The sequence below is a fragment of the Sulfitobacter sp. NFXS29 genome (genome assembly GCF_040148765.1).
Classification (GTDB): Bacteria; Pseudomonadota; Alphaproteobacteria; order Rhodobacterales; family Rhodobacteraceae; genus Sulfitobacter.
The window spans coordinates 782,354-803,450 of record NZ_JAGDED010000001.1; the positions used below are offsets into that span (position 1 = coordinate 782,354).

Annotated in this window: 20 protein-coding genes; 8 read left to right on the forward strand and 12 right to left on the reverse strand. The window is 62.6% G+C overall.

What is annotated here, in order from left to right:
* Positions 1-107 precede the first annotated feature (107 nt).
* The 3 genes from J3456_RS03875 (at position 108) to J3456_RS03885 (ending at position 5,377) form a co-directional block, all read left to right on the forward strand.
* Positions 108-2,672: a penicillin-binding protein 1A gene (locus J3456_RS03875; protein ID WP_349578971.1), complete on the forward strand. Its 2,565-nt coding sequence runs from the start codon at positions 108-110 to the stop codon at positions 2,670-2,672.
* A gap of 120 nt (positions 2,673-2,792) precedes the next feature.
* Positions 2,793-3,917 carry a peptide chain release factor 2 gene (gene prfB / locus J3456_RS03880; RefSeq protein WP_349578972.1) on the forward strand — a complete coding sequence of 375 codons (1,125 nt, stop codon included), beginning with the start codon at positions 2,793-2,795 and terminating at the stop codon, positions 3,915-3,917.
* 50 nt (positions 3,918-3,967) lie between these two features.
* Positions 3,968-5,377 carry an amidase gene (locus tag J3456_RS03885; protein ID WP_349578973.1) on the forward strand — a complete coding sequence of 470 codons (1,410 nt, stop codon included), beginning with the start codon at positions 3,968-3,970 and terminating at the stop codon, positions 5,375-5,377.
* Between the two features lie 6 nt (positions 5,378-5,383).
* On the opposite strand, the gene J3456_RS03890 is transcribed toward J3456_RS03885, so the two are convergent.
* On the reverse strand, positions 5,384-6,181 hold the full coding sequence (locus tag J3456_RS03890; RefSeq protein ID WP_349578974.1) for a helix-turn-helix domain-containing protein: 798 nt from the start codon (positions 6,179-6,181) through the stop codon (positions 5,384-5,386).
* Positions 6,182-6,398: 217 nt separating this feature from the next.
* Between J3456_RS03890 and J3456_RS03895 the strand changes: the two genes are divergently transcribed.
* Positions 6,399-6,755, forward strand: a complete 357-nt coding sequence (locus J3456_RS03895) for a hypothetical protein (RefSeq protein ID WP_349578975.1) — start codon at positions 6,399-6,401, stop codon at positions 6,753-6,755.
* A gap of 12 nt (positions 6,756-6,767) precedes the next feature.
* Here J3456_RS03895 and ilvN read toward each other — a convergent pair whose 3' ends face one another.
* From ilvN to J3456_RS03925, 6 genes are all read right to left on the reverse strand, one after another.
* Entirely contained in the window at positions 6,768-7,328 is a 561-nt protein-coding gene (ilvN, locus tag J3456_RS03900) for an acetolactate synthase small subunit (RefSeq protein WP_067626213.1), read from the reverse strand.
* Positions 7,329-7,399: 71 nt separating this feature from the next.
* A complete protein-coding gene (locus J3456_RS03905) occupies positions 7,400-9,154 on the reverse strand; it encodes an acetolactate synthase 3 large subunit (protein ID WP_349578976.1) in 1,755 nt (584 codons plus the stop codon).
* A gap of 399 nt (positions 9,155-9,553) precedes the next feature.
* A complete protein-coding gene (locus J3456_RS03910) occupies positions 9,554-10,372 on the reverse strand; it encodes an arginyltransferase (RefSeq protein ID WP_259944680.1) in 819 nt (272 codons plus the stop codon).
* 72 nt (positions 10,373-10,444) lie between these two features.
* A complete protein-coding gene (locus J3456_RS03915) occupies positions 10,445-10,882 on the reverse strand; it encodes an RDD family protein (RefSeq protein ID WP_132444549.1) in 438 nt (145 codons plus the stop codon).
* Between the two features lie 59 nt (positions 10,883-10,941).
* On the reverse strand, positions 10,942-11,349 hold the full coding sequence (locus tag J3456_RS03920) for a DUF2852 domain-containing protein (protein WP_067630315.1): 408 nt from the start codon (positions 11,347-11,349) through the stop codon (positions 10,942-10,944).
* A 133-nt stretch (positions 11,350-11,482) separates the two neighbouring features.
* On the reverse strand, positions 11,483-11,956 hold the full coding sequence (locus J3456_RS03925; RefSeq protein WP_349578977.1) for a YbaK/EbsC family protein: 474 nt from the start codon (positions 11,954-11,956) through the stop codon (positions 11,483-11,485).
* 115 nt (positions 11,957-12,071) lie between these two features.
* Between J3456_RS03925 and J3456_RS03930 the strand changes: the two genes are divergently transcribed.
* The 4 genes from J3456_RS03930 to J3456_RS03945 all read left to right on the forward strand — a co-directional run bounded on the left by J3456_RS03930 (position 12,072) and on the right by J3456_RS03945 (position 16,976).
* Complete coding sequence (locus tag J3456_RS03930; RefSeq protein ID WP_349578978.1) at positions 12,072-14,873, forward strand: [protein-PII] uridylyltransferase family protein; 2,802 nt, start codon at positions 12,072-12,074, stop codon at positions 14,871-14,873.
* The gene (locus J3456_RS03935) at positions 14,870-15,136 is read left to right on the forward strand and encodes a hypothetical protein (RefSeq protein WP_349578979.1); all 267 of its coding nucleotides are present in this window, start codon (positions 14,870-14,872) and stop codon (positions 15,134-15,136) included. Before J3456_RS03930 ends, J3456_RS03935 begins: the two co-directional genes overlap by 4 nt.
* A 62-nt stretch (positions 15,137-15,198) precedes the next feature.
* Positions 15,199-16,425 (forward strand): RSP_2647 family RNA methyltransferase, encoded by a 1,227-nt coding sequence (locus tag J3456_RS03940; RefSeq protein WP_349578980.1) that lies wholly within the window; start codon positions 15,199-15,201, stop codon positions 16,423-16,425.
* Positions 16,425-16,976: an RSP_2648 family PIN domain-containing protein gene (locus J3456_RS03945; RefSeq protein WP_120351272.1), complete on the forward strand. Its 552-nt coding sequence runs from the start codon at positions 16,425-16,427 to the stop codon at positions 16,974-16,976. Before J3456_RS03940 ends, J3456_RS03945 begins: the two co-directional genes overlap by 1 nt.
* Here J3456_RS03945 and J3456_RS03950 read toward each other — a convergent pair.
* From J3456_RS03950 to J3456_RS03970, 5 genes are all read right to left on the reverse strand, one after another.
* Positions 16,973-17,656, reverse strand: coding sequence for a M48 family metalloprotease (locus J3456_RS03950; protein WP_269344932.1), 684 nt, complete (start codon positions 17,654-17,656; stop codon positions 16,973-16,975). The two genes, J3456_RS03945 and J3456_RS03950, sit on opposite strands and share 4 nt — an antisense overlap.
* Positions 17,657-17,729: 73 nt before the next feature.
* The gene (locus J3456_RS03955; RefSeq protein WP_349578981.1) at positions 17,730-18,161 is read right to left on the reverse strand and encodes an OsmC family protein; all 432 of its coding nucleotides are present in this window, start codon (positions 18,159-18,161) and stop codon (positions 17,730-17,732) included.
* A 74-nt stretch (positions 18,162-18,235) separates the two neighbouring features.
* Complete coding sequence (locus J3456_RS03960; RefSeq protein WP_349578982.1) at positions 18,236-19,426, reverse strand: vWA domain-containing protein; 1,191 nt, start codon at positions 19,424-19,426, stop codon at positions 18,236-18,238.
* Positions 19,426-19,596, reverse strand: coding sequence for an apolipoprotein acyltransferase (locus J3456_RS03965; protein WP_243267221.1), 171 nt, complete (start codon positions 19,594-19,596; stop codon positions 19,426-19,428). The genes J3456_RS03960 and J3456_RS03965 overlap by 1 nt, the downstream gene beginning before the upstream one ends.
* Positions 19,597-19,623: 27 nt before the next feature.
* The gene (locus J3456_RS03970) at positions 19,624-20,994 is read right to left on the reverse strand and encodes a DUF2927 domain-containing protein (protein WP_349578983.1); all 1,371 of its coding nucleotides are present in this window, start codon (positions 20,992-20,994) and stop codon (positions 19,624-19,626) included.
* Between the last annotated feature and the right edge of the window lie 103 nt (positions 20,995-21,097).

Here is a 21,097-nt window from a genome sequence, read left to right on the forward strand (position 1 = left end):
TGGCGATGGGCGAACATTCGCCCTTGCTGGCCGCCATGTGTTTTGACCCGAGCCAGTGCATCCTGTATAGGCTCGGACCTGTCCCTAGCCAATGGTGGTCCGCGCGCGTGTTTCGATTTGTTCTGTCCTTTTTCGGGGGGATTTTTACCACCCTGACCCTGAGCGTCGGCATGGTGGCTTTGACCATCGGGGCGGTGTTCTGGATGTATGGCCGGGATTTGCCCAGCCATGAGTCGCTGGCGCAATATACGCCGCCGACGATCAGCCGGATTTACTCAGGCCAAGGCCGTTTGATCGATGAATTCGCCAAGGAGCGCCGCCTTTTTGCGCCCGCCAACACCATCCCGGATCTGGTGAAACAGGCGTTCATCTCGGCGGAAGACAAGAACTTTTACACCCACGAAGGCTATGACCTGCGCGGCATCGGTGCGGCTGCGGTGGATGCGGTCAAATCCCGTGGCCGTGATGTGCGCGGTGCCTCGACCATCACCCAGCAGGTGATGAAGAACTTCCTGCTGTCAGGTGACCGCCGGGCGGAGCGCAAGATCAAAGAGATCATCCTCGCCACCCGCATCGAAGAGACGCTAAGCAAAGAGAAAATCCTAGAGCTTTACCTGAATGAGATTTTCCTCGGGCAGAACTCCTATGGCGTGGCTGCGGCCAGCCAGACCTATTTCAACAAAACGCTAAGCGAGTTGGCCCCGCATGAGGCGGCTTTCCTCGCGTCGTTGCCCAAGGCGCCGTCGGATTACCACCCGGTGCGCCGCAAGGACCGCTTGCTCGCCCGTCGGAACTTCGTGCTGCGCGAGATGAAAGAGAACGGTTATATCTCGGAAGCGGCCTATGAGACGGAAGTGGCGCTGCCGCTGCGTTCGGTCCAGAACGGCGATTTTGAAAGCTTCAAGGCCGAGCTGCCACCGCGTGATTACTTCACCGACGAAATTCGTCGCCAGCTCAGCGAGAACTTCGGCGAGGGAGAGTTCTTTACCGGCGGTTTGACCGTGCGCGCGACCATCGACAATGAAATGCAGCCCATCGCCGCCAATGCGCTGCGCCAGCAGCTAGAGCAATATGACCGCGGGCAAGGCATCTGGCGCGGCACGCGGTTCGAGATCCCCGCCGATCAGTTGACCAGCGAAGAGAAATGGCGCGCCGCCCTCGCGGACCTGCGGGTGCCGCGCGACATTGATCTGGAGAACCAGTGGTATCCTGCCGTGGTGCTGGAGGTCGGCAGTAGCGATGCGCGGATCGGCATTGAAGGGGTCGACGAGGACGAAGACGGTCACTGGATCCCCGCCAAGGACGTGCAATGGGCGCGCAAGCGCTTGGACGACGGCAAGCTGGGGCCAAAGGCGCAGGTGGCGGGCGACTTGCTTGAGGTTGGCGAAGTGGTCTTGGTGCGCCGTATGACCGCTGACAGCGACGGGTCGTTTATCCGCTGGACGCTGCGGCAGGTGCCCGAGGTGCAGGGCGGTTTCGTTGCGATGGACGTGCACACGGGCCGGGTAATCGCGATGCAGGGCGGGTTCTCTTACCAGTCGAGTGTCTTTAACCGCGCCACCCAAGCCAAACGCCAGCCGGGGTCGAGCTTTAAGCCTTTCGTCTATGCCTCCGCGCTCGACAGTGGCTATAGCCCCGCGACCATCGTGGTCGACGCGCCGATTGAGATCAACACGCCGCAGGGCGTCTGGCGACCCCAGAACGCCTCGCATAAATTCTATGGCCCCACGCCTCTGCGCACCGGGATCGAACAGTCGCGCAACCTGATGACCATCCGTCTGGCGCAAGAAGTCGGGATGGATGTGGTCGGCAGCTATGCCGAGCGTTTTGGCGTTTATGACGATCTGGCGCCTTTGCTGTCAAACGCGCTCGGCAGTCAGGAAACCACGCTTTATCAAATGGTATCGGCCTATGCGATGTTCGCCAATGGCGGCGAGCGGGTGCAGCCCACATTGGTTGACCGGGTGCAAGACCGCTATGGCCGCACCGTCTACAAACATGATGAGCGCAAGTGCTACGACTGTGAGCAGATCAACCTTGCCCCCGGCGAAGCGCCGCGGATCATTTCCAACCGCGAGCGGGTGATGGACCCGGTGACGGCCTATCAGCTGACCTCGATGATGCGGGGCGTGGTCGAACGCGGCACGGCCCGCAATGCGGTCAACTTGCCGGTGCCGATCGCGGGCAAGACCGGCACCACCAACGATGAGAAAGACGCATGGTTCGTCGGCTTTTCGTCCAACGTGGTGGCAGGCTGCTACATCGGTTTCGACACGCCGCGCCCGATGGGCCGAGGCGCGGGCGGCGGGCGGCTTTGCGCGCCGGTCTTCCAGCGCTTCATGTCTGAGGCGATCAAGAAATACGGCGGCGGTGACTTTGCGGTCCCCGAACAGTGCCGCTTTATCAAGATCGACCGTTTCAGCGGCGCGCGGCTGAGCGATAACGCCTCGGGTGGTAATGTGGTGTCGGAATGTTTCCGCGATGGCGAAGAGCCGCTCTTTGGTATCTCCTTCGATGGCGGCTTTGCCATGGGCGCGGACCTGCCATTGGTCGAGGAACTGGGCGGCTCGGCTGCATCATCTTCGCGTCAGGTCACCACATCGACGGGTAAAAAGGCCACCGTCGGCCCCAAGGCAAGCTTTGGCACGCTGAGCTCGGGCGGCCTTTACTAATCAGGTCGGCGGGGCGAAGGCGCGCTTTGCCTCCCCCCACTTGCCGCCGCTGGCGGGCTGGTCTATCTCTCGTGCGGCTCCGGTTTTCGGGGCCGCATTACTTATCAAAGGCAGGCACACATGCGCGCAGAGGCACAGAATACCGCGGACCAGATCAGCAAATCGCTGGAATTGCTGGCCCAGCGACTGGATGTGGAGACCGCGCCCTACCGGCTGGAAGAATTCAACGCCCGCGTCGAAGACCCGAACCTTTGGGACAACCCCGATGCGGCGCAGAAGCTGATGCGTGAGCGCCAGTCGCTGGTGGATGCCATCGACACCTATGAGGGCATCAAACAGGAACTGGCCGACAACGTCGAACTGATCGAGTTGGGCGAGATGGAAGAGGACGAGGAGGTCATCTCCGACGCTGAGGCAGCACTAAAGGCGCTGGCCGAAAAGGCCGCTCAAAAGGAACTCGAAGCGCTGTTGAACGGTGAAGCCGACAGCAACGATACCTTCCTAGAGATCAACTCGGGCGCGGGCGGCACGGAAAGCTGCGACTGGGCCAGCATGCTGGCGCGGATGTACGTTCGCTGGGCCGAGAAGAAGGGCTATAAGGTCGATCTTCAGGCTGAAAGCGCGGGCGAAGAGGCGGGGATCAAATCCGCGACCTATAAGATCGAAGGGCACAACGCCTACGGCTGGCTGAAATCCGAAAGCGGCGTGCACCGTCTGGTGCGCATCTCGCCCTTCGACTCGGCGGCCAAGCGGCACACCTCCTTCACCTCGGTGAAGGTCTACCCGGTAGTGGACGACAACATCGAGATTGAGGTGAACCCATCGGACATCCGCATCGACACTTACCGCTCCTCTGGCGCGGGCGGTCAACACGTCAACACCACCGACTCGGCTGTGCGGATCACCCACCACCCCACCGGGATCGTCGTGACCTCTTCGGAGAAGTCGCAGCACCAGAACCGTGACATCGCCATGAAAGCGCTGAAATCGCGGCTCTATCAGATGGAGTTGGATAAGCGGTCAGCGCTGGTCAACGAGGCGCATGAGAACGCGGGCGACGCGGGCTGGGGCAACCAGATCCGATCCTATGTCTTGCAGCCTTATCAAATGGTGAAAGACCTGCGCACCAATTACGAGACATCGGACACCAAGGGTGTGCTCGACGGTGATCTGGATGGGCTGATGGGGGCAACGCTGGCGCTTGCGGTCTCGGGCAAAAGCCGGGCCGAGGCCCAGGGCGACTGAGCCCGTGCCGTCCCCCTTCATGGAATAATATGTAGCAATAGGGGGACATGATGGATTTGCTAGATTGGGACGCTTCGGACCTGTCCGAGGCGCTGGCCGCGCGCAGGATTTCTGCAGTTGAGTTGATGCAGGCGACACTTGCGCGGATCGAGGCGGTGAATGGCAAGGTGAATGCCGTCGTCTCCCTCCGCGACGGTGACACTTTGCTGGCCGAGGCAGAGGCGTCTGACGCCAGCCCGCGCAAGGGATGGCTGCATGGTATCCCCATGGCGATCAAGGATTTGGCTGACGCAGAGGGGCTGCCAACGTCTCAAGGGTCCCCGCTTTTCGGTGCCCAGCCGGCAGAGCGGGATCATCCTGCCGTTGCGCGGCTTCGCGCGGCAGGGGCGATCGTCATCGGCAAAACTAACACCCCGGAGTTTGGCCTTGGCAGCCATACGTTCAATCCGGTCCATGGCGCGACGTGCAACCCTTACGATCTAGGCCGCTCGGCTGGCGGTTCCTCGGGCGGGGCGGCGGCGGCACTGGCGGCGCGGATGGTCGCCGTTGCCGATGGGTCCGACATGATGGGATCCCTGCGCAATCCGGCGGGCTGGAACAACGTCTACGGAATGCGGCCGACATGGGGCAGGGTGCCGTCAGACGATGGCGGCGATCTGTTTCTGCACCAGCTTGCAACTTTGGGGCCGATGGCGCGCAGCCCCCGTGATCTCGCCGCCCTTCTTGATGTGATGAGCGGCGCCGACCCGCGCCAACCTCTGACCCGCTCCGCCCCGGATACGGCCCCGGATATCGACGCGGGCCTGCCGGCGCAGCGGTTGGGCTGGCTGGGCGATTGGAGCGGTGCCTTCCCCTGCGAGCCGGGGATCATTGACCTGAGTGAAGCCGCATTGAACCGTTTGACCGGGATGGGGCATGAGGTCACAGCAATCGCCGCGCCCTTCGATGCAGATGCGATGTGGGAAAGCTGGATCACGTTGCGATCCTTTGCCGTGGCGGCGTCGTTGGGGGCGATCTACGACGACCCGGCGCGGCGGGACGGGTTGAAACCCGCAGCGCAATGGGAAGTCGCGCGCGGGCAGGGGTTCTCTGCCTTTGATATCCAGTGCGCCAGCGGCATCCGCTCCGATTGGTTCCGGGCGGCACATGCTCTGTTCGAGAAAGTCGACGTTCTGGTGCTGCCCTCCGCGCAGGTCTGGCCTTTCGACGTCGAGATGGTGCACCCGACCGAAATCAATGGCAAGCCGATGGACAGCTATCACCGTTGGATGCAGGTGGTGGTGCCCGCAAGCCTGATCGGTCTGCCGGTGGTGAATATTCCTGCAGGTTTCGACAGTCGCGGCCTGCCTTTGGGGCTGCAACTGGTTGGTAAACGTGGCAGCGACGCGCGCTTGTTGCAACTGGCGCAGGGCTGGCATCAGGCGACAGGCTATCCGCAGGCGCAGCCACCCCGGCTGTAGCGGGCCTCAGTCGAACGGCGCGTCGGGCTGAAGCAGGCGGCGGTGATAGGGCATCAGGGCGTCGATGTCGATAAATCCCGTCTGCCGCGCCGCGGGCAGCACCGTCTTCGGATCCTTGCCGATGTATTCGTAGGTCAGCCGCGTCACCCGCGAACCCGCGGCACTTTCGGGCGCGGTGCGGGTGACATACCCCACCCAAAAGTTATTCTCGAAAGAGGCGACACGGTTGAGGTAGTTGAATGACCCGGTCAGCGTGCGACGGCGCGATACGACGATGGAAACGCCGTTCTCCTGCTGCGAGACGATACCGCGATATTCGCGCGCCGCGGGGCTGGTGGGCAGCCCTTGCTGGCGCAGTGAATGCGCGCTCTCATATCCCCGGAGGAAGGTGCTGCTGCCGTCGCGCTTGATGTAGACGACCCCGGTCACGAACCTGTCTTGATCCAGAAACGACCGCCGTGCGAAACGGTAAAAGCCGCTGGGAAAATCCGCCTCGGGCACGTTCTGAACCCCGGTCCCAAGGAAATCCCGCAGGAAACTGTTGTTGATCGGATCTTGGTTAAGCGAAATCTCGGTGACGGGCTCCAGCAACACCCGCGCATCGATTTCAAAGAAGCGGCAGATTCGGGCCAGTACGTCGGGCCGGGGGAAGCTTTCGCCCGACAGGTAGCGGTTGAACTGCGTACGGTTGATTCCAAGTTGCCGGGCAAGATCGGAGATCGAAGTATAATCCGCTGCCAACTGGCGGAGGTTGGCACCAAACATGCTGCGAAGTTCAGAGGGGGAGCGGTGGGAAGCGGACATGCAGCCTCGTTCTGATTTGCGACGCAGCCATAGGATACGGGCTGTTTTGGCCAGAGGATTAACCGACTGACGCGGAGGCGCGTCACAGGTGACGCTGATTTGAGGTTGACCCTACTGGAATGGACACAAAATGCAAGCGGGCGTTGCATTTTAACCTATGTTACACCTTTTTGGATTGTCGCAGAATGGAGGTCAATTATCAGAAGCGGGGGGTACTATGATTGGTGTAGTTCTGTGGAGCGATAATACCGCTGGCAAAGCAGTGTTTTGGTGCGAAGATCAGGGCGATCTTGCCTATTACGAAGAGCCTGCGATCTGTACAGGGCGCGGTACCGGGTTCGACCCGGGCGACATGGTACAGTTCGGCATCACAGTGCATCGCAAACTACGCATCGCGGATAACCCAAAGGTGGTTCTAGAAGACGCGGCGTCATCTCTGCCCGACGCCCTGCGTCACGATAGCCCCGTGGTGCAAGAGCCGCCGGCGGCAAAACCGCGCGGGGGCGCTCAGATCATTCCCTTTACGGCCAAGCCCGGACCGCGCCGATGCGACGCGGCCCAGCTCAAAGCCTGAAGCACAACCAGATCAGACCCCGCGGGCGAGGGCGGCAACGCCCGTGCGGGCAACATCGGCCAGCCCCAGCGGGCGCATCAATTCGGCGAAAGCGTCAATTTTGTCCGGCGCGCCAGTGATCTCGAAAACAAAGCTTTCCAGCGTGCTGTCGACCACATTGGCGCGGAAGATATCCGCGAGCCGCAGCGCTTCGACCCGGTGGTCGCCCTTGCCGACGACCTTGAAGATCGCCAATTCACGCTCAACGCTTGGGCCTTCGACGGTAAGGTCATGCACCTCATGCACGGGCACGATCCGACCCACCTGCGCCTTGATCTGCTCGATCACCTGTGGCGTGCCGCTGGTGACGATGGTGATGCGCGACAGGTGCCCGGTGTGGTCCACCTCGGCCACGGTCAGGCTGTCGATGTTATAGCCACGCCCCGAGAACAGGCCGATCACCCGCGCCAGCGCGCCGGGCTCGTTCTCAACCAGCACAGCCAGCGTGTGTTTTTCGACCACATCCGAGAAATTGGGCCGTAGGTTATAGGCGGAATGCGAGGTTGCGCCTTTTTTGATTTTTAGGGCTGCCATGTCTTCGTCCTTTTATCTAGCTGCGGGAATTTTTTAAAAATTCCCGGTCGTTTTCTTTGAAAGAAAACGGGTCACACCAGCACTGAGCCTTTTGCATCGATCACACCTTGGGTCTCATGATCCCCCGGCAGCAGCATTTCGTTATGCGCCCTGCCGCTTGGGATCATCGGGAAGCAGTTTTCGTGCTTCTCAACCAGACAGTCAAAGATCACCGGCCCGTCGTAGTTGATCATCTCCATGATCGCGTCATCCAGATCGTCGGGGTCGTGGCAGATGATCCCCTTGGCGCCAAAGGCTTCGGCCAGTTTAACGAAATCGGGCAGGGCTTCGGACCAGCTTTGCGAATAACGCTCGCCGTGCAGCAGTTCCTGCCACTGGCGGACCATGCCAAGGCGTTCGTTGTTCAGGATGAACTGTTTGACCGGCAGGCCGAATTGCATCGCCGTGCCCATCTCTTGCATGTTCATCAGCCACGAGGCTTCGCCCGCCACATTGATCACGAGGGCGTCGGGATGCGCCATCTGCACACCGATGGAGGCCGGGAAACCATAGCCCATGGTCCCGAGGCCACCGGACGTCATCCAGCGGTTCGGCTCTTCAAAACCGAGGTATTGCGCGGCCCACATCTGGTGCTGGCCCACTTCGGTGGTGATATAACGGTCATGACCCTTGGTCAGCGCTTCGAGCCGCGACAGCGCGTGCTGGGGTTTGATGACCTTGCCGGTTTGGGTGAATTTCAGACAGTCCTTCGCGCGCCATTCCTCAATCTTGGACCACCATTTGGCGAGCCCTTCGCTATTGGTCTTGCGGCCGCGCGATTTCCAGACCTTGAGCAAGTCTTCGAGCACATGACCCACGTCACCGACGATTGGGATGTCGATGCGGATCACCTTGTTGATCGACGACGGGTCGATGTCGATATGCGCTTTGGTGGACTTGGGGCTGAAACTGTCGATGACGCCGGTGATCCGGTCGTCAAAACGCGCGCCGATGTTGATCATCAGATCACAGTCATGCATCGCCATGTTGGCTTCATACAGCCCGTGCATCCCCAACATGCCGAGCCATTTGTCACCCGACGCCGGGTATGCGCCGAGACCCATCAACGTAGATGTGATCGGGAAACCCGTCGCATCCACCAATTCGCGCAAAAGCTGGCTTGCCGCCGGGCCGGAGTTGATGACGCCGCCGCCGGTGTAGAAGATCGGGCGCTTGGCCGTCTCCATCGCCGCCACCAGTTCGGTGATCTCGGCCATGTCGCCCTTGACCTGCGGCTGATAGCGCGAGGTGGAGGGTTTGGGGGACTCGTAGTGGCCCGTGGCAAATTGCACGTCTTTAGGAATGTCGATCAGCACCGGGCCGGGGCGGCCGTGGGTGGCGACATGAAAGGCTTCGTGCAGGGTCGCACCAAGGTTGTCGGTCTCTTTCACCAGCCAGTTGTGCTTGGTGCAGGGGCGGGTGATGCCCACGGTGTCAGCCTCTTGGAAGGCGTCAGAGCCGATCATAAAGGTCGGCACCTGACCGGTCAGTACAACCAGCGGAATGGAGTCGAGCAGCGCATCTGTCAGGCCGGTCACCGCGTTGGTCGCACCAGGGCCGGAGGTGACCAGCACCACGCCGGGTTTGCCGGTCGAGCGGGCGTAGCCTTCGGCGGCATGGACCGCGCCCTGCTCGTGGCGCACCAGAACGTGTTTGATCGAGTTCTGCTGAAAGACCTCGTCGTAAATCGGTAGCACCGCGCCACCGGGATATCCAAAGACGGTGTCCACACCCTGGTCAATCAGGGCTTGGACGATCATTTTCGCTCCGGTCATCTGGCGTTTCATCTTGGGTGCTCCGTAAGGCAGGTTATTGGCGTTTGGCATAAAAAAACCCCCGGTCTGACGGGGGCGCATGGGAAGGATTATGGTTAACCGTTACCGGCCCATGCGCGTGTGTCCTACAATAATGACTAGGTCGATCATCTCAGGGGTCCTCTTAGCGTGGCGTAAGATTATGAGGGGGAAAGAGGGGCGTCAACAGCGAAATGCCGAAAATCTTGTGCTTGAGCGGGGATTAATTGCTGTTTTATTTCTCTGAGGCGCCATTTTGGGTTCTTTTCGCAAAGAAATCAGCCCTCAGGCGAATTTTATTGAATTACGGGGTGTGTTTATACACGTGATTCAATGGGGCAGCCCAATGGTCCGCTCCGGTTGCGCGCAAAATCTGTAGGCTGGCTCAGCGCCTTAGCGCGGGCTGACATCCGGCAGGGTGATATTGGCGACCTGCTCGGCAATGGGATCATTGCTGAGCGGATGCTGGTCGGGCACGAAACCCTCAGGGTCGCGCATCTTTTGCCACTGCCCGCCCATATAAACCTCAAGTCCCGAGAACTTGGCCTTGTACCCCATCTTTTGACTGCCCGGCACCCAGTAGCCGAGGTAGACATAGGGCAGACCCGCCGCGCGAGCGATTTCGATGTGGTCGAGGATGATGTAATTCCCCAACCCGTTGCGGGGCCGGTCGGGTGTGTAGAAGGAATAGACCATGCTCACCCCGTCGCCCAAGACATCCGTCAGGCAGACGCCGACCAGCGCGTTATCGGCCTCGGAGTCGGTATATTCGATGACCCGACTGCGGATCGGGGTTTCCTCGATCATTGCGGCGAATTCAAAGACATCCATATCGGCCATGCCGCCATCCGCATGGCGACTGTCGAGGTAGCTGCGGAAGAGGTCATATTGCTCTTCCGTGGCCCAAGGAGAGGTTGCGCGCCGCTCAAGCCCCGCGTTGCGGTTCAGAATGCGGCGCTGGCTTTTGCTGGGGCGAAAGGCCGCCACGTCGATCCGTGCCGAGAGGCAGGCGGCGCAATCGGCGCAAGACGGGCGGTAAAGGACGTTCTGCGAGCGGCGGAACCCTTGGCTTGATAGGCTGTCATTCAGGCGTGCGGCATTGTCGCCCTGAAGGGCGGTGAACAGCTTGCGCTCCATCCGGCCCTCCAGATAGGGGCAGGGCTGCGGCGCTGTGACATAAAATTGCGGTGTCAAAGGCAGTGTATGTCGCATGGGTTTCCAGCATTTATCGAGGGATGCTATCAACCCACCCCCGCTGCGCCAAGGGCAAATTTGCGTGATGCCCTAGCGGCTGAGGCGGCGATTCACCGGCACCGTGCCAAGCGCCATATCCGTGAGGCTCTGACGGCGGGCCGTGGTGCAGATAAGAACGGCCGAGACGACCTGAATGATCGTGACCGTCATCGACAGCGAATAGCCGATGGTATGCAAAAGCGCGGTCATGAAATCAAAGGGCCGGTCGCGGTGGTCGCGCAGCTCCATCGCCATCAGGCGCATCCCCCATGTGGCCGACCCGCTGGTCAGCGTGGCCACCCGGTAGGCAAAACCCACCACCAGCGTCAGAAAGGGGAAAAAGAACAGCCCGGTAAAGGCGGTGAAGGGCAGGATCAGCAGGCAAAAGACGATGACAAGCGTCACATCGACGATCCAAGCCAACAGCCGCTTGCCAGCGATGCCGTCATAGAATTGCGGGTGTAGATCGGGGTCGGGGGTCTGGGTCATGTCGCTTCCTGCGAAAGGCCCCCCGGCGCGCGGGCCGGGAGGCGGGGGTCAGGGTGGGATCAGGCGCTTGTGGGCGTCTCGTCCCGTTTGGCGCGCTCGTCCATGAACTGGTCGAACTCGGCCTTGTCCTTGGCTTCGCGCAGACGCTCAAGGAAAGCCTCAAAATTGCCCTGTTCCTCTTCCAAACGGCGCAGCGTGTCTGCCTTATAGGCGTCAAAGGCGCTGTTGCCGGTGTTGCGCGACATCATCGCACGGCTGGATTTGCGGCTGCAGGATTTCGAAGAGAACATGCGTTTGCTCCAAGTCATATAGGCAAGAAGGGCGAGGCCAAGGGGCCAGAAGAAGATGAAGCCGAGCACCATGGCGGCGATCCAAGCGCCTTTGCCGCGTGCGTCCATCCAGCTTTCGGCCCGCGCCAGCCAGCTGCTGCGGGGGGCATAGGTCGGGTCGGTGGTCACTGTCGTCATTGTTGAGCCTTTCGGTCGTGACGGGCCTGTCGCCGGCCCGGGCGTTTCGGGTGATGTGAATGTCTTTCACATTGAATAGATCGGCACGCCGGGTCTCTTTCGCAAGGGGCTATGTGAATGTTTTTTACATTGTTCAGAAAGCGACAGTAAATTCAGTAACCTGCGCGCCGGAAAGCTGCGCCATTTTCTGCGGCTCAAGGCAGAAAACGTGGTGCGGCGTGCCCGCAGCGGCCCAGACCAGCGGGAATTGCAGCAGATTTCGGTCAAACCAAGCGCGCGGCGGCGTGATATGGCCCAGCGGTGCCACGCCGCCGATGGCAAAGCCGGTCTGCGCCCGGATCAGCGTGGCATCGGCCTTGCCCAGTGGTTCCCCGGCCAGTGCTGCGGCGCGGTCCAGATCGACTTGCTGCGCGCCCGCGGTGATGAAAAGCAGCGCCGCACCGCTGTTTTCGCCGCGCAGGACGATGGATTTTGCGATCTGGTCGACCGCACAGCCAAGTGCGGTGGCCGCATCGACCGCCGTGCGTGCTAGGGCCGTCTCGCGTATCTCTGGCGTCACCCCGGCGGCCTCAAGCGTGGCGCGGACCCGTTTCAAACTCTTGCTCATTCTCTGCCCCTTGCTGCATGGCGCCACCTTGGGGCGCGCGCCAAAGTCGTAGCAAGGCCGTGCCCTGCCGCAACCCCCATTGACGCCGCTTGGATCAGCCCGCAAAGCTGGCCCCATGACAGACCCATCTCTCGCCGCCCGGATCACCCGCTCTCCCCGCATCTATCACCGCGAACGCGCGCAGGATGCGGCGGCGCTCTTGCCCGATCTTGCGCCGGACCTGCGCGAGATGATCTCGGCCGCCGCCTCTACCGCGCCCTATCTAATGGCACTGTTGGAAAAGGAAGCGGCCTGGCTTGGCGAGGCCGTGGAAAACCCCGAGGCCGCTCTGGCCGCCAATTGCGCCGCGGCGGCGGAATTTGCGCCCGACCGGCTGGCCGATGGGCTGCGGCAGGGCAAACGGCGCATGGCGCTTCTGACCGCGTTGGCCGATCTGGGCGGGGCATGGTCGCTGGAAGAGGTGACCGGCGCGCTGACCGATTACGCCGATGCCGCTTGCGGCGCGGCCCTGCGTGCGGGGCTGGCGGCACAGATCAAACGCGGCAAACTGCCGGGCATGACGATGGACGATCTGGCCGACTGCGCGGGCATGGTTGTCTTTGCCATGGGCAAAATGGGCGCGCGGGAGCTGAATTATTCCTCAGACATCGACCTCATTTGCGTCTTTGACGAAAGCCGCTTCGCGCCTGATGATTTCCACGCCGCCCGCAGCGCCTTCGTCAAGGCGACGCGGGCGATGTCGGGCACGTTGAACGACATCACCGCGCAGGGCTACGTCTTTCGCACCGATCTGCGCCTGCGTCCCGATCCGGCGGTCACCCCCGTCTGCATCGCGATGGAGGCAGCCGAGCGCTACTACGAAAGCCTTGGCCGTACGTGGGAGCGCGCGGCCTATATCAAGGCCCGTCCGGCGGTCGGTGATATCGCCGCGGGGGAAGCGTTCTTGCAATCCTTGCGCCCCTTCGTCTGGCGCCGCCATTTGGATTTCGCCGCCATCCAAGACGCTCACGACATGAGGCTCGCCATTCGCGAGCACAAGGGCTTGGGCGGCCCGATCACTCTGCCGGGGCACGACATGAAACTGGGTCGGGGCGGCATCCGCGAGATCGAGTTTTTCACCCAGACCCGACAGCTCATCGCCGGGGGCCGCGATGCGGAGCTGCGGCCCCGTGGGACGCTGGCAGGGTTGCAGGTGCTGGCCGAGAAGAACTGGGTGCCCAAAGAGGTCGCCGAAACGCTCGGCGATCACTACCGCGCACATCGCACGGTAGAGCACCGCTTGCAAATGGTGCAGGACGCGCAGACCCACACGCTGCCCCGCAATGATGCCGATTTTGAACGTCTGGCCGCCATGATGGACATGGATGTCAATGACTTGCAGGCTGATCTTCATAGCCGACTTCAAGCCGTGCACGACCTGATCGAAAGCTTTTTCGCCGCCACGCGGGAGGAGCCCGAAGCCGCCCGCCCGGCGCATCAATTCGACAGGTCGGTGCTTGACCGTTGGCCCAGCTATCCCGCGCTGCGCTCGGAACGGGGGGCGGATATTTTCGGGCGGCTACAGCCACTGCTCTTGGACCGTTTGGCGCAATCTGCCAAACCGGACGAAGGGCTTTTGGCCTTTGACGGTTTCCTCGCTGGCCTGCCCGCCGGGGTGCAGCTTTTCTCGCTCCTGCGGGCCAATCCGCAACTGGGCGATCTGTTGGTGGATATCGTCGCCACATCGCCTGCGCTGGCGGCGCATCTGTCGCGGAATTCGGGGGTCTTCGATGCGGTGATCGGGGGGGATTTCTTTTCGGACTGGCCGGGGCAGACCAAGCTGACCGAGATGTTGCAACAGCATCTCGCGGCAGAGGCCGATTACGAGTTGCGCCTTGATGGCACCCGCCGTTGGGCGCGCGAATGGCATTTTCGGGTCGGCGTGCATCTGCTGCGCGGGCTGATCGACGCGGCCACCGCCGGGCGCCAATATGCCGAGTTGGCCCAAGCGGTCTTGCAGGCGCTCTGGCCCGTGGTTGTCGATCAATTCGCCAGCCGGCATGGCCCGCCGCCGGGGCGCGGGGCGGTGATCCTTGGCATGGGCTCGCTTGGGGCTGGGCGGCTAACGCCGACCTCCGACCTCGATATGCTGGTGATTTATGATGCCGCTGGGGTGGACAGTTCCGATGGCCCCAAACCCCTCGCCACGCGCAGTTATTATGCCCGGCTGACCCAAGCGATGATCACCGCGATGACCGCGCCGATGGCCCAAGGCAAGCTCTACGACATCGACATGCGCCTGCGGCCCTCGGGCAATCAGGGGCCGGTGGCCACCAGCCTCGCCAGCTTTGAGAGCTACCAGAAAGAGCAGGCTTGGGTCTGGGAGCATCTGGCGCTGACCCGCGCGCGGGTGATCGCGGGGGCAGAGGATCTGGGCCGCGATGTCGAAGCGCTTCAGGCTGAAATCCTCAGCCGCGCCGCCCCGCGCGACAAGGTTCTGGGCGAGGTCGCGAAGATGCGCCAGCGCATTGCCGCCGCCCGCAGCCCTGCAGGGCCGCTCGACGCCAAGACGGGCGCGGGCCGCTTGCAGGATATCGAACTGTTCGCGCAGGCAGGCGCGCTTATCGGCGGCACTGGGGCGCGTGAGATCGACGCGGGCCTTGCCGCCGCGCGCGGCGAAAACGTGATTGGTGCGCAGGCGGAAGCGGCGCTTTCCTCGGCCTATACCAACGCCTGGACCCTGAATTGCGCCGCGCGTCTGCTGTCAGCCAATCCGATTGATGCGCGGACGATGGGGCAGGCGGGGGCGAGCTTTCTCTGTCGTGTGCTCGCTTGTGACGATCTTGCGGCGTTGGAGGCCAAGATGCAGGGCGATTACGCAACCGCGGCTCAAACCATCGACGCGGCGCTGCCTGAGCCGGGCCGGGAGGGGGCATGAGCGATCCAGATGACCCGAAGGGATTGATCCGCGAATCCTACCGGATGGAGGGGATTGGCCCCGCCGAATGCCGCAGCATCTTTCTCGACTGGGCCTTGAGCCTGCCGGATGGCCACGACAACGCAGCCGCCATCACCCATTTGCTGGAACGCTACGGTGCGGCCGCCGCGGGCCACCCGATGACCCAAGTGCTGCGCGAGGGGCAGACCACGCTCACCACCCCGCGCCGCCGGGGCGGTTGGCGGGGCAGGGCGCGCAACTGACCGCCGATCTCGGCCTGCGAAACCTCTTTCCCCAGCCGCGCGAACGCAGTACGAGGGGCGCTATGACAACGCCCCAAACCCCCTCCGCCCCGCAGCCTGCCACACTCCCCGTGGTGCGCCTTTTGCCCAAGGCCAATGCCCGCGCCATCCGCCACGGCTTTCCTTGGGTCTATGCCAATGAACTGGTCACCGACCGCCGCACGCGGGGGCTTGCCCCCGGCACGCTGGCGCTGCTGGAAGACGCCGACCGCAAGCCCATGGGGCTGGTCGCGGTCAATCCGACCTCCAAAATCATCGCCCGGATGATCGACCAAGACGCAGAGGCGCAGGTGGATCAAGCATGGTTCGAGGCGCGCATCAATCGCGCCCTCGCCCTGCGCAGCCAGCTTTATGATCAACCCTATTACCGCCTGATCCACGCCGAGGCCGATGGCCTGCCGGGCGTCATCATCGACCGTTTTGGCGATACCTGCGTGATCCAGCCCAACGCCGCGTGGGCCGATGCGCTGCTGACACCGCTGGTGGCCGCTCTGCAATCGGTGACCGGCGTGACCAACGTGTTGAAAAACGCCTCTGGCCGCACGCGCAAGCTTGAAGGGCTCGACGATGCCTCGTCTACGTTGGTGGGGGAGACCCCCGAAGGCCCGCTGCCCGTGCCGATGAATGGCGCGACCTATATGGCCGACCTTACCGGCGGGCAGAAAACCGGTCTGTTCTACGACCAACGCCCCAACCATGCCTTTGCCGCCAATCTCGCGCGCAATGGGGCACGGGTGCTCGATGTCTTTGCCCATGTCGGCGGCTTCTCCCTCGCCGCTCTGGCGAATGGCGCGTCATCAGCACTGGCCGTCGACGGCTCCGCCCCCGCCCTGGAACTGGCCGAAGCCGGGGCCGCCGCGATGAACATGCAAGACCGTTTCGCCACCCGCCAAGGCGATGCCTTCGACGTGCTTACCGCGCTGCGCGATGAGGGCGAGACCTTTGACGTGGTGATCTGCGACCCGCCTGCCTTTGCCCCCTCGCGCCAAGCGGTCGACGCGGGGCTGCGCGCCTATGAACGTGTCGCACGGCTCTCGGCGCAGCTGGTGGCAGAGAATGGTATTCTGGGTCTTTGTTCCTGTTCCCACGCCGCTGATCTGAACCAGTTCCGCACCGCATCCGTGCGCGGCATCGGTCGGGCCGGACGCCGTGCCATGCTGCTGCACACCGGCTTTGCCGGGGCGGACCACCCGCAACTGCCGCAGCTTGCGGAAAGCGGCTACCTCAAGTCGCTGTTCTTCCGCCTGTGATGGAAACGCGCCCCCGCGTGCTGATCGACACCTGCGTGCTTTACCCCACGGTGATGCGCGAAATGGTGTTGGGTGTGGCAGCAAGGGGCGCGTTCGAGCCGGTCTGGTCGGCGCGTATCTTAGAAGAATGGGCCCGCGCGGCGATCAAGCTTGGGCCCACGGGCGAAGCACAAGCGCGCGCCGAGATCGCACTGCTGCGCGGCAACTGGCCGGGGGCCGAACGCGCGGCCTCTCCCAGCCTACAGGCGCGGCTTTGGTTGCCGGATGCGAACGACATTCATGTTCTGGCCGTCGCCGTGGCCAGCAGCGCAGACATGATCCTGACCCTGAACGCCAAGGATTTCCCCCGCCAAATCCTCGCCGAAGAGGGGCTGAGCCGGGCCGATCCTGACAGCTACCTGCATGGGATTTGGCAAGCGACACCGGAATTGGTCGCCCCCGTGGCCGACGCCGTCTTGCAAGAGGCGCGGCGGCTGTCGGGCGAGCAATGGGAGATGCGCGCCCTGCTGAAAAAGGCACGGCTGCCGCGGCTAGCGAAGGCTCTGGCCTAGCCCTCCCACCGCAGTTGCAGCTTGCGCAACGCGGCGACACGTTCCTCGGTCTTGGGGTGGCTCAGCAGCCAAGCGGGCGGGCGTCCCGCGCCGTTTTGGCTGAGCGCGTCCAACTTCTCGAACAGGGAAATCTGCGGGCCGATGCCGATGCCCGCTTTGGTCAGCAGGGCGGCGGCATAGGCGTCGGCCTCATACTCATCCCCGCGTGAGAGGCGGGCAGCCAGCAGGCTGGTCAGCCCGTTTGCGATCAGCACACCGATCCCGGGAATGATCCGCCCCAGCACCATCGCCAGCGCCGTGCGCAGGGCGTTCTGACCCGAGAAATCAATCATCCGCCGCCGCGAATGGCCAAGCGCCACATGGCCCAACTCATGCGCGATGACGCTCGCCAATTCCTCAGCCGTTACAGCACCTTGGCGAAACTTGTTGTAAAACCCGCGGGTGATGAAAATGCGCCCATCGGGGGCTGCCAGCCCGTTGACCGGTTCGATCTCATAAAGATGCACCTTGATGCGCGGCAGGTCCAACGCCTTGGCCATCTTTGCGCTCATGTCGTTGAGTTTGGGGTCCACCAAGGGGGTCGATTTCGCGTCCAACTCGCGCGCCGTGCGCCAAGCGGAGAAACGATACATGGCCAGCGCGTAAAGGATGGCAAGCAGAATGGGGAGAAAGCGGATCATGCCCGCAATATGGGCAGGCCGAGGGCCGGGGGCAAGCGGCACAAGGCCGCGCCCCCGGTTTCATGTCATGCGATCAGACGAGTTTTGCGTCCATCGTGATCTCGGCGGTCAGCAGCTTGGAGATCGGGCAGTTCTCCTTGGCGGTCTTCGCGGCTTTGTCGAAGTCCTCTTGGCTCGCGCCGGGGATGCTGGCCTCGACCGTCAGATGCACTTTGGGCACGTGGAAGCCGCCATCTTTCTCTTCCAGATGCACTTCTGCCTTTGTCTCGATGCTGTCGGGCGTCAGGTCGCTTTGCCCCAGGATCATCGACAGCGCCATGGAGAAACAAGACGCATGGGCCGCACCGATCAGCTCTTCTGGGTTCGTGCCTTCCTTGCCTTCGAAACGGGTGTTAAAGCCATAGGGCTGGTCAGACAGCACACCGCTTTGGGTTGAGACATGGCCGTTGCCCTTTTTGAGCGAGCCTTCCCATTTTGCACTGCCGGTTTTCACGATCGAAGCCATTTGAATATCCTTTCAGTGAGCTTGCCTTCGTCCCCTCAACTGGCGCGCGATCAAAAGGTTTCAAGGCCGGTCGATCAAGATCGCGTCATGGTCTTGATGCCCCGGCTCAGCCCTTCGAGGGTCATCGGCACCATGGCCTCGGGGCCGAAAATCTCTTGGATCATCGCGATCGACTGGGTGTAGCCCCACTGCCGTTCCGGCACCGGGTTGATCCACAGGTGGTTCGGCCATTGATCCCGCGCACGGGCGAGCCATGTGGCCCCGCTTTCCGCGTTCCAATGCTCATTCGCGCCGCCGGGATAGGCGATCTCATAGGGCGACATGGAGGCGTCGCCCACGAAGATGCATTTATAATCCGAGCCGTAACTGCGCAGCACCTCATGGGTGGGGATCTGCGCATCCCAACGGCGGCGGTTGTCGCGCCAGACACCTTCGTAAAGGCAGTTGTGGAAGTAGAAATGCTCAAGATGTTTGAACTCTCCCCGCGCGGCGCTGAACAACTCTTCGACGACCTTCACATGCGGATCCATGGAGCCGCCGATGTCGAGAAACAGAAGCACTTTCACGGCATTGCGCCGCTCTGGCCGGGTTTTCACATCCAGATAGCCATGCTCCGCCGTGGCGCGGATGGTGCCGTTCAGGTCGAACTCCTCTGCCGCCCCGTCGCGCGCCCAACGGCGCAGACGTTTAAGCGCCAGTTTAATGTTGCGGGTGCCGATCTCGACGTTGTCATCCAGATTTCGGAACTCGCGCTTGTCCCAAACCTTGACCGCGCGTTGGTGGCGGCTTTCCTTCTGGCCGATGCGCACGCCCTCGGGGTTGTAGCCGTATGCACCGAAAGGCGAGGTGCCCGCCGTGCCGACCCATTTCGATCCGCCCTGATGCCGTCCCTTTTGCTGCTCGAGTCGCTTTTTCAGCGTCTCCATCAGCTTGTCGAAACCGCCCGCGGCTTCGATCTCGGCCTTTTCCTCGGGCGTGAGGTGCTTTTCGGCCATTTTGCGCAGCCAGTCTTCGGGCAGGTCCACGGCCTCGAGCACGTCATCAAGGCTGATGTTCTCTAGCCCCTTAAAGGCCGCTGCAAAGGCGCGGTCGAACTTGTCGATGTTGCGCTCGTCCTTCACCATCGACACGCGGGCGAGGTAGTAAAACGCCTCAACGTCATAGGTGGCCAGCCCCGCCTTCATGCCTTCGAGAAAGGCCAGAAACTCGCGCAGCGAGACTGGAACACCGTGGCGGCGGAGCTGATCGAAGAACGGCAGAAACATCAGAGGCTCAGCGCGCGGTCCAAAAGAACCGTGGCGATCATGCCGACGATCAGGAAGGCAAAGCCGTAGCCCGTTGCATATTGCGCGATGTCTTTGCGGTTGCCGCCACGTTTTCGGGCGGTCAGCCCGCCGATTATCGCGCCGATCAATGCCAATCCGAGTGCTATCATAACCTATTGCCCGTCTATTTTGCGGGCCTATCCATTGCGCGGGTTCAGGGACGCGATCTCGCGCAGCTTGGCCCGCACGGCCCAGTCAGGGCCAAAGCCGTATCGCGCCCAGCCGATGCTGTCCAGCCTGACGCGGCGCGCCTCAATGCCGCGGCCTTCGATCTCTAGCGCTTCGGCCTTGAGCAGCATGAGCGTGGCGAGCAGGGCGGCGTTTTCGCTGGCCTCGGCGATGGGCAGATGCGGCTCGATCAGGGCAAGTGCGCCGGCCCCATCGCCGATGGTTACCGCATAGCCCGCCCGCTGCGTGGCGACATAGGCGCGGTGCAGCGTGGTGCCGGGGGTGCGGGCGTAGAGGGTGTCTGCCATCTGGTAATGTGTCTGCGCGGCGGCAGGATCGGTCATCTGCGTGACGCGGCCCATAGCGTAATGCGAGAATGCGTGGCGGTTGTCCTGCCAACCCTGCGTTTGGGCGATGCGCAGCGCATCTTGGGCCGCAGACATCCGGGCGTTGCGGCCCACGTCGCGGCCAAGGGCCGTCTGGATGGCGCGGCTCCAGACCTGCGGCGTGGCGCGCGCGGGGCGGGGGGCAACGGTGCCGCCGCCGGGGTTTACCCGCGCCAAAATGCCCGGCAGGCGCGCGGCGACCTCGTCGCGGGTCATGCCAGAGCGCAGCGCCGGGTCATTGTAGATGCGCAGCACCAGCATGTCGAAACCGGTCAGCACCGTATGCACATTGTCGTCGTTAAAGACCGAATCCGGCAGGCGGTAGAGATCGTTCAGCGGCCCAAGCGCTTGGGCCAGTTCCTCATGCAAACAATCGCGGCTTTCCTGTGGGCTTACGTCATTGGGCAGGAAAATCGCCAGCTTGCGCCGCTCGGTCAGGCGGGTCCAATCGGTGGCGGCGGAACGCCTCGTGCGGCGGTATTCTTCCAGTGTGCTGACATTCGGCACCACGAAACAAGCCGCCTGCGGCAAGAGCCGCCGGATCTGGCTGCGGTTCACCGCTTGAATGGTGATGCTCGCCTCTCCACCCGTCACCTCACGCAGTTCCATCCCGGCTTCCCGGCGCAGACGTGCCAGCAGCCGCGCAAGGTCCGGCCCCAAGGTCGCAGGTGGCTGCCCCAAAACGCGCAGGGTGATTGGCCCCTCAAAGCGGGTCAGAACGGGCAGGACCCGGCCACTTTCCATCCGAAAGGAGAGATCAAGGAAATCTTCGGCCAAGGCAGCATTCGACACATGCGGCGTCGTGGGGCGGGCTTGGGCGAACTGCTTCATCGGGGGCAGGGTGCTGTCGGCGATCACCGCGCGGGTCGCCACCTCGGAATGGGAGGCGGGCACGCAGGCGTTCAGCAACATCATCAGCGGCAGGATCAACCGTGCCTTCACCCCGCGCCTCATGCGCTTGGGCCTTTGCGCTGCCCCATCAGCCGTGATCTATCAGAAACTGCGTGCGGCGCTGCCGCTGTCTGTCCTTGCATTTGCCTGCCCCATCGGTCGCTTA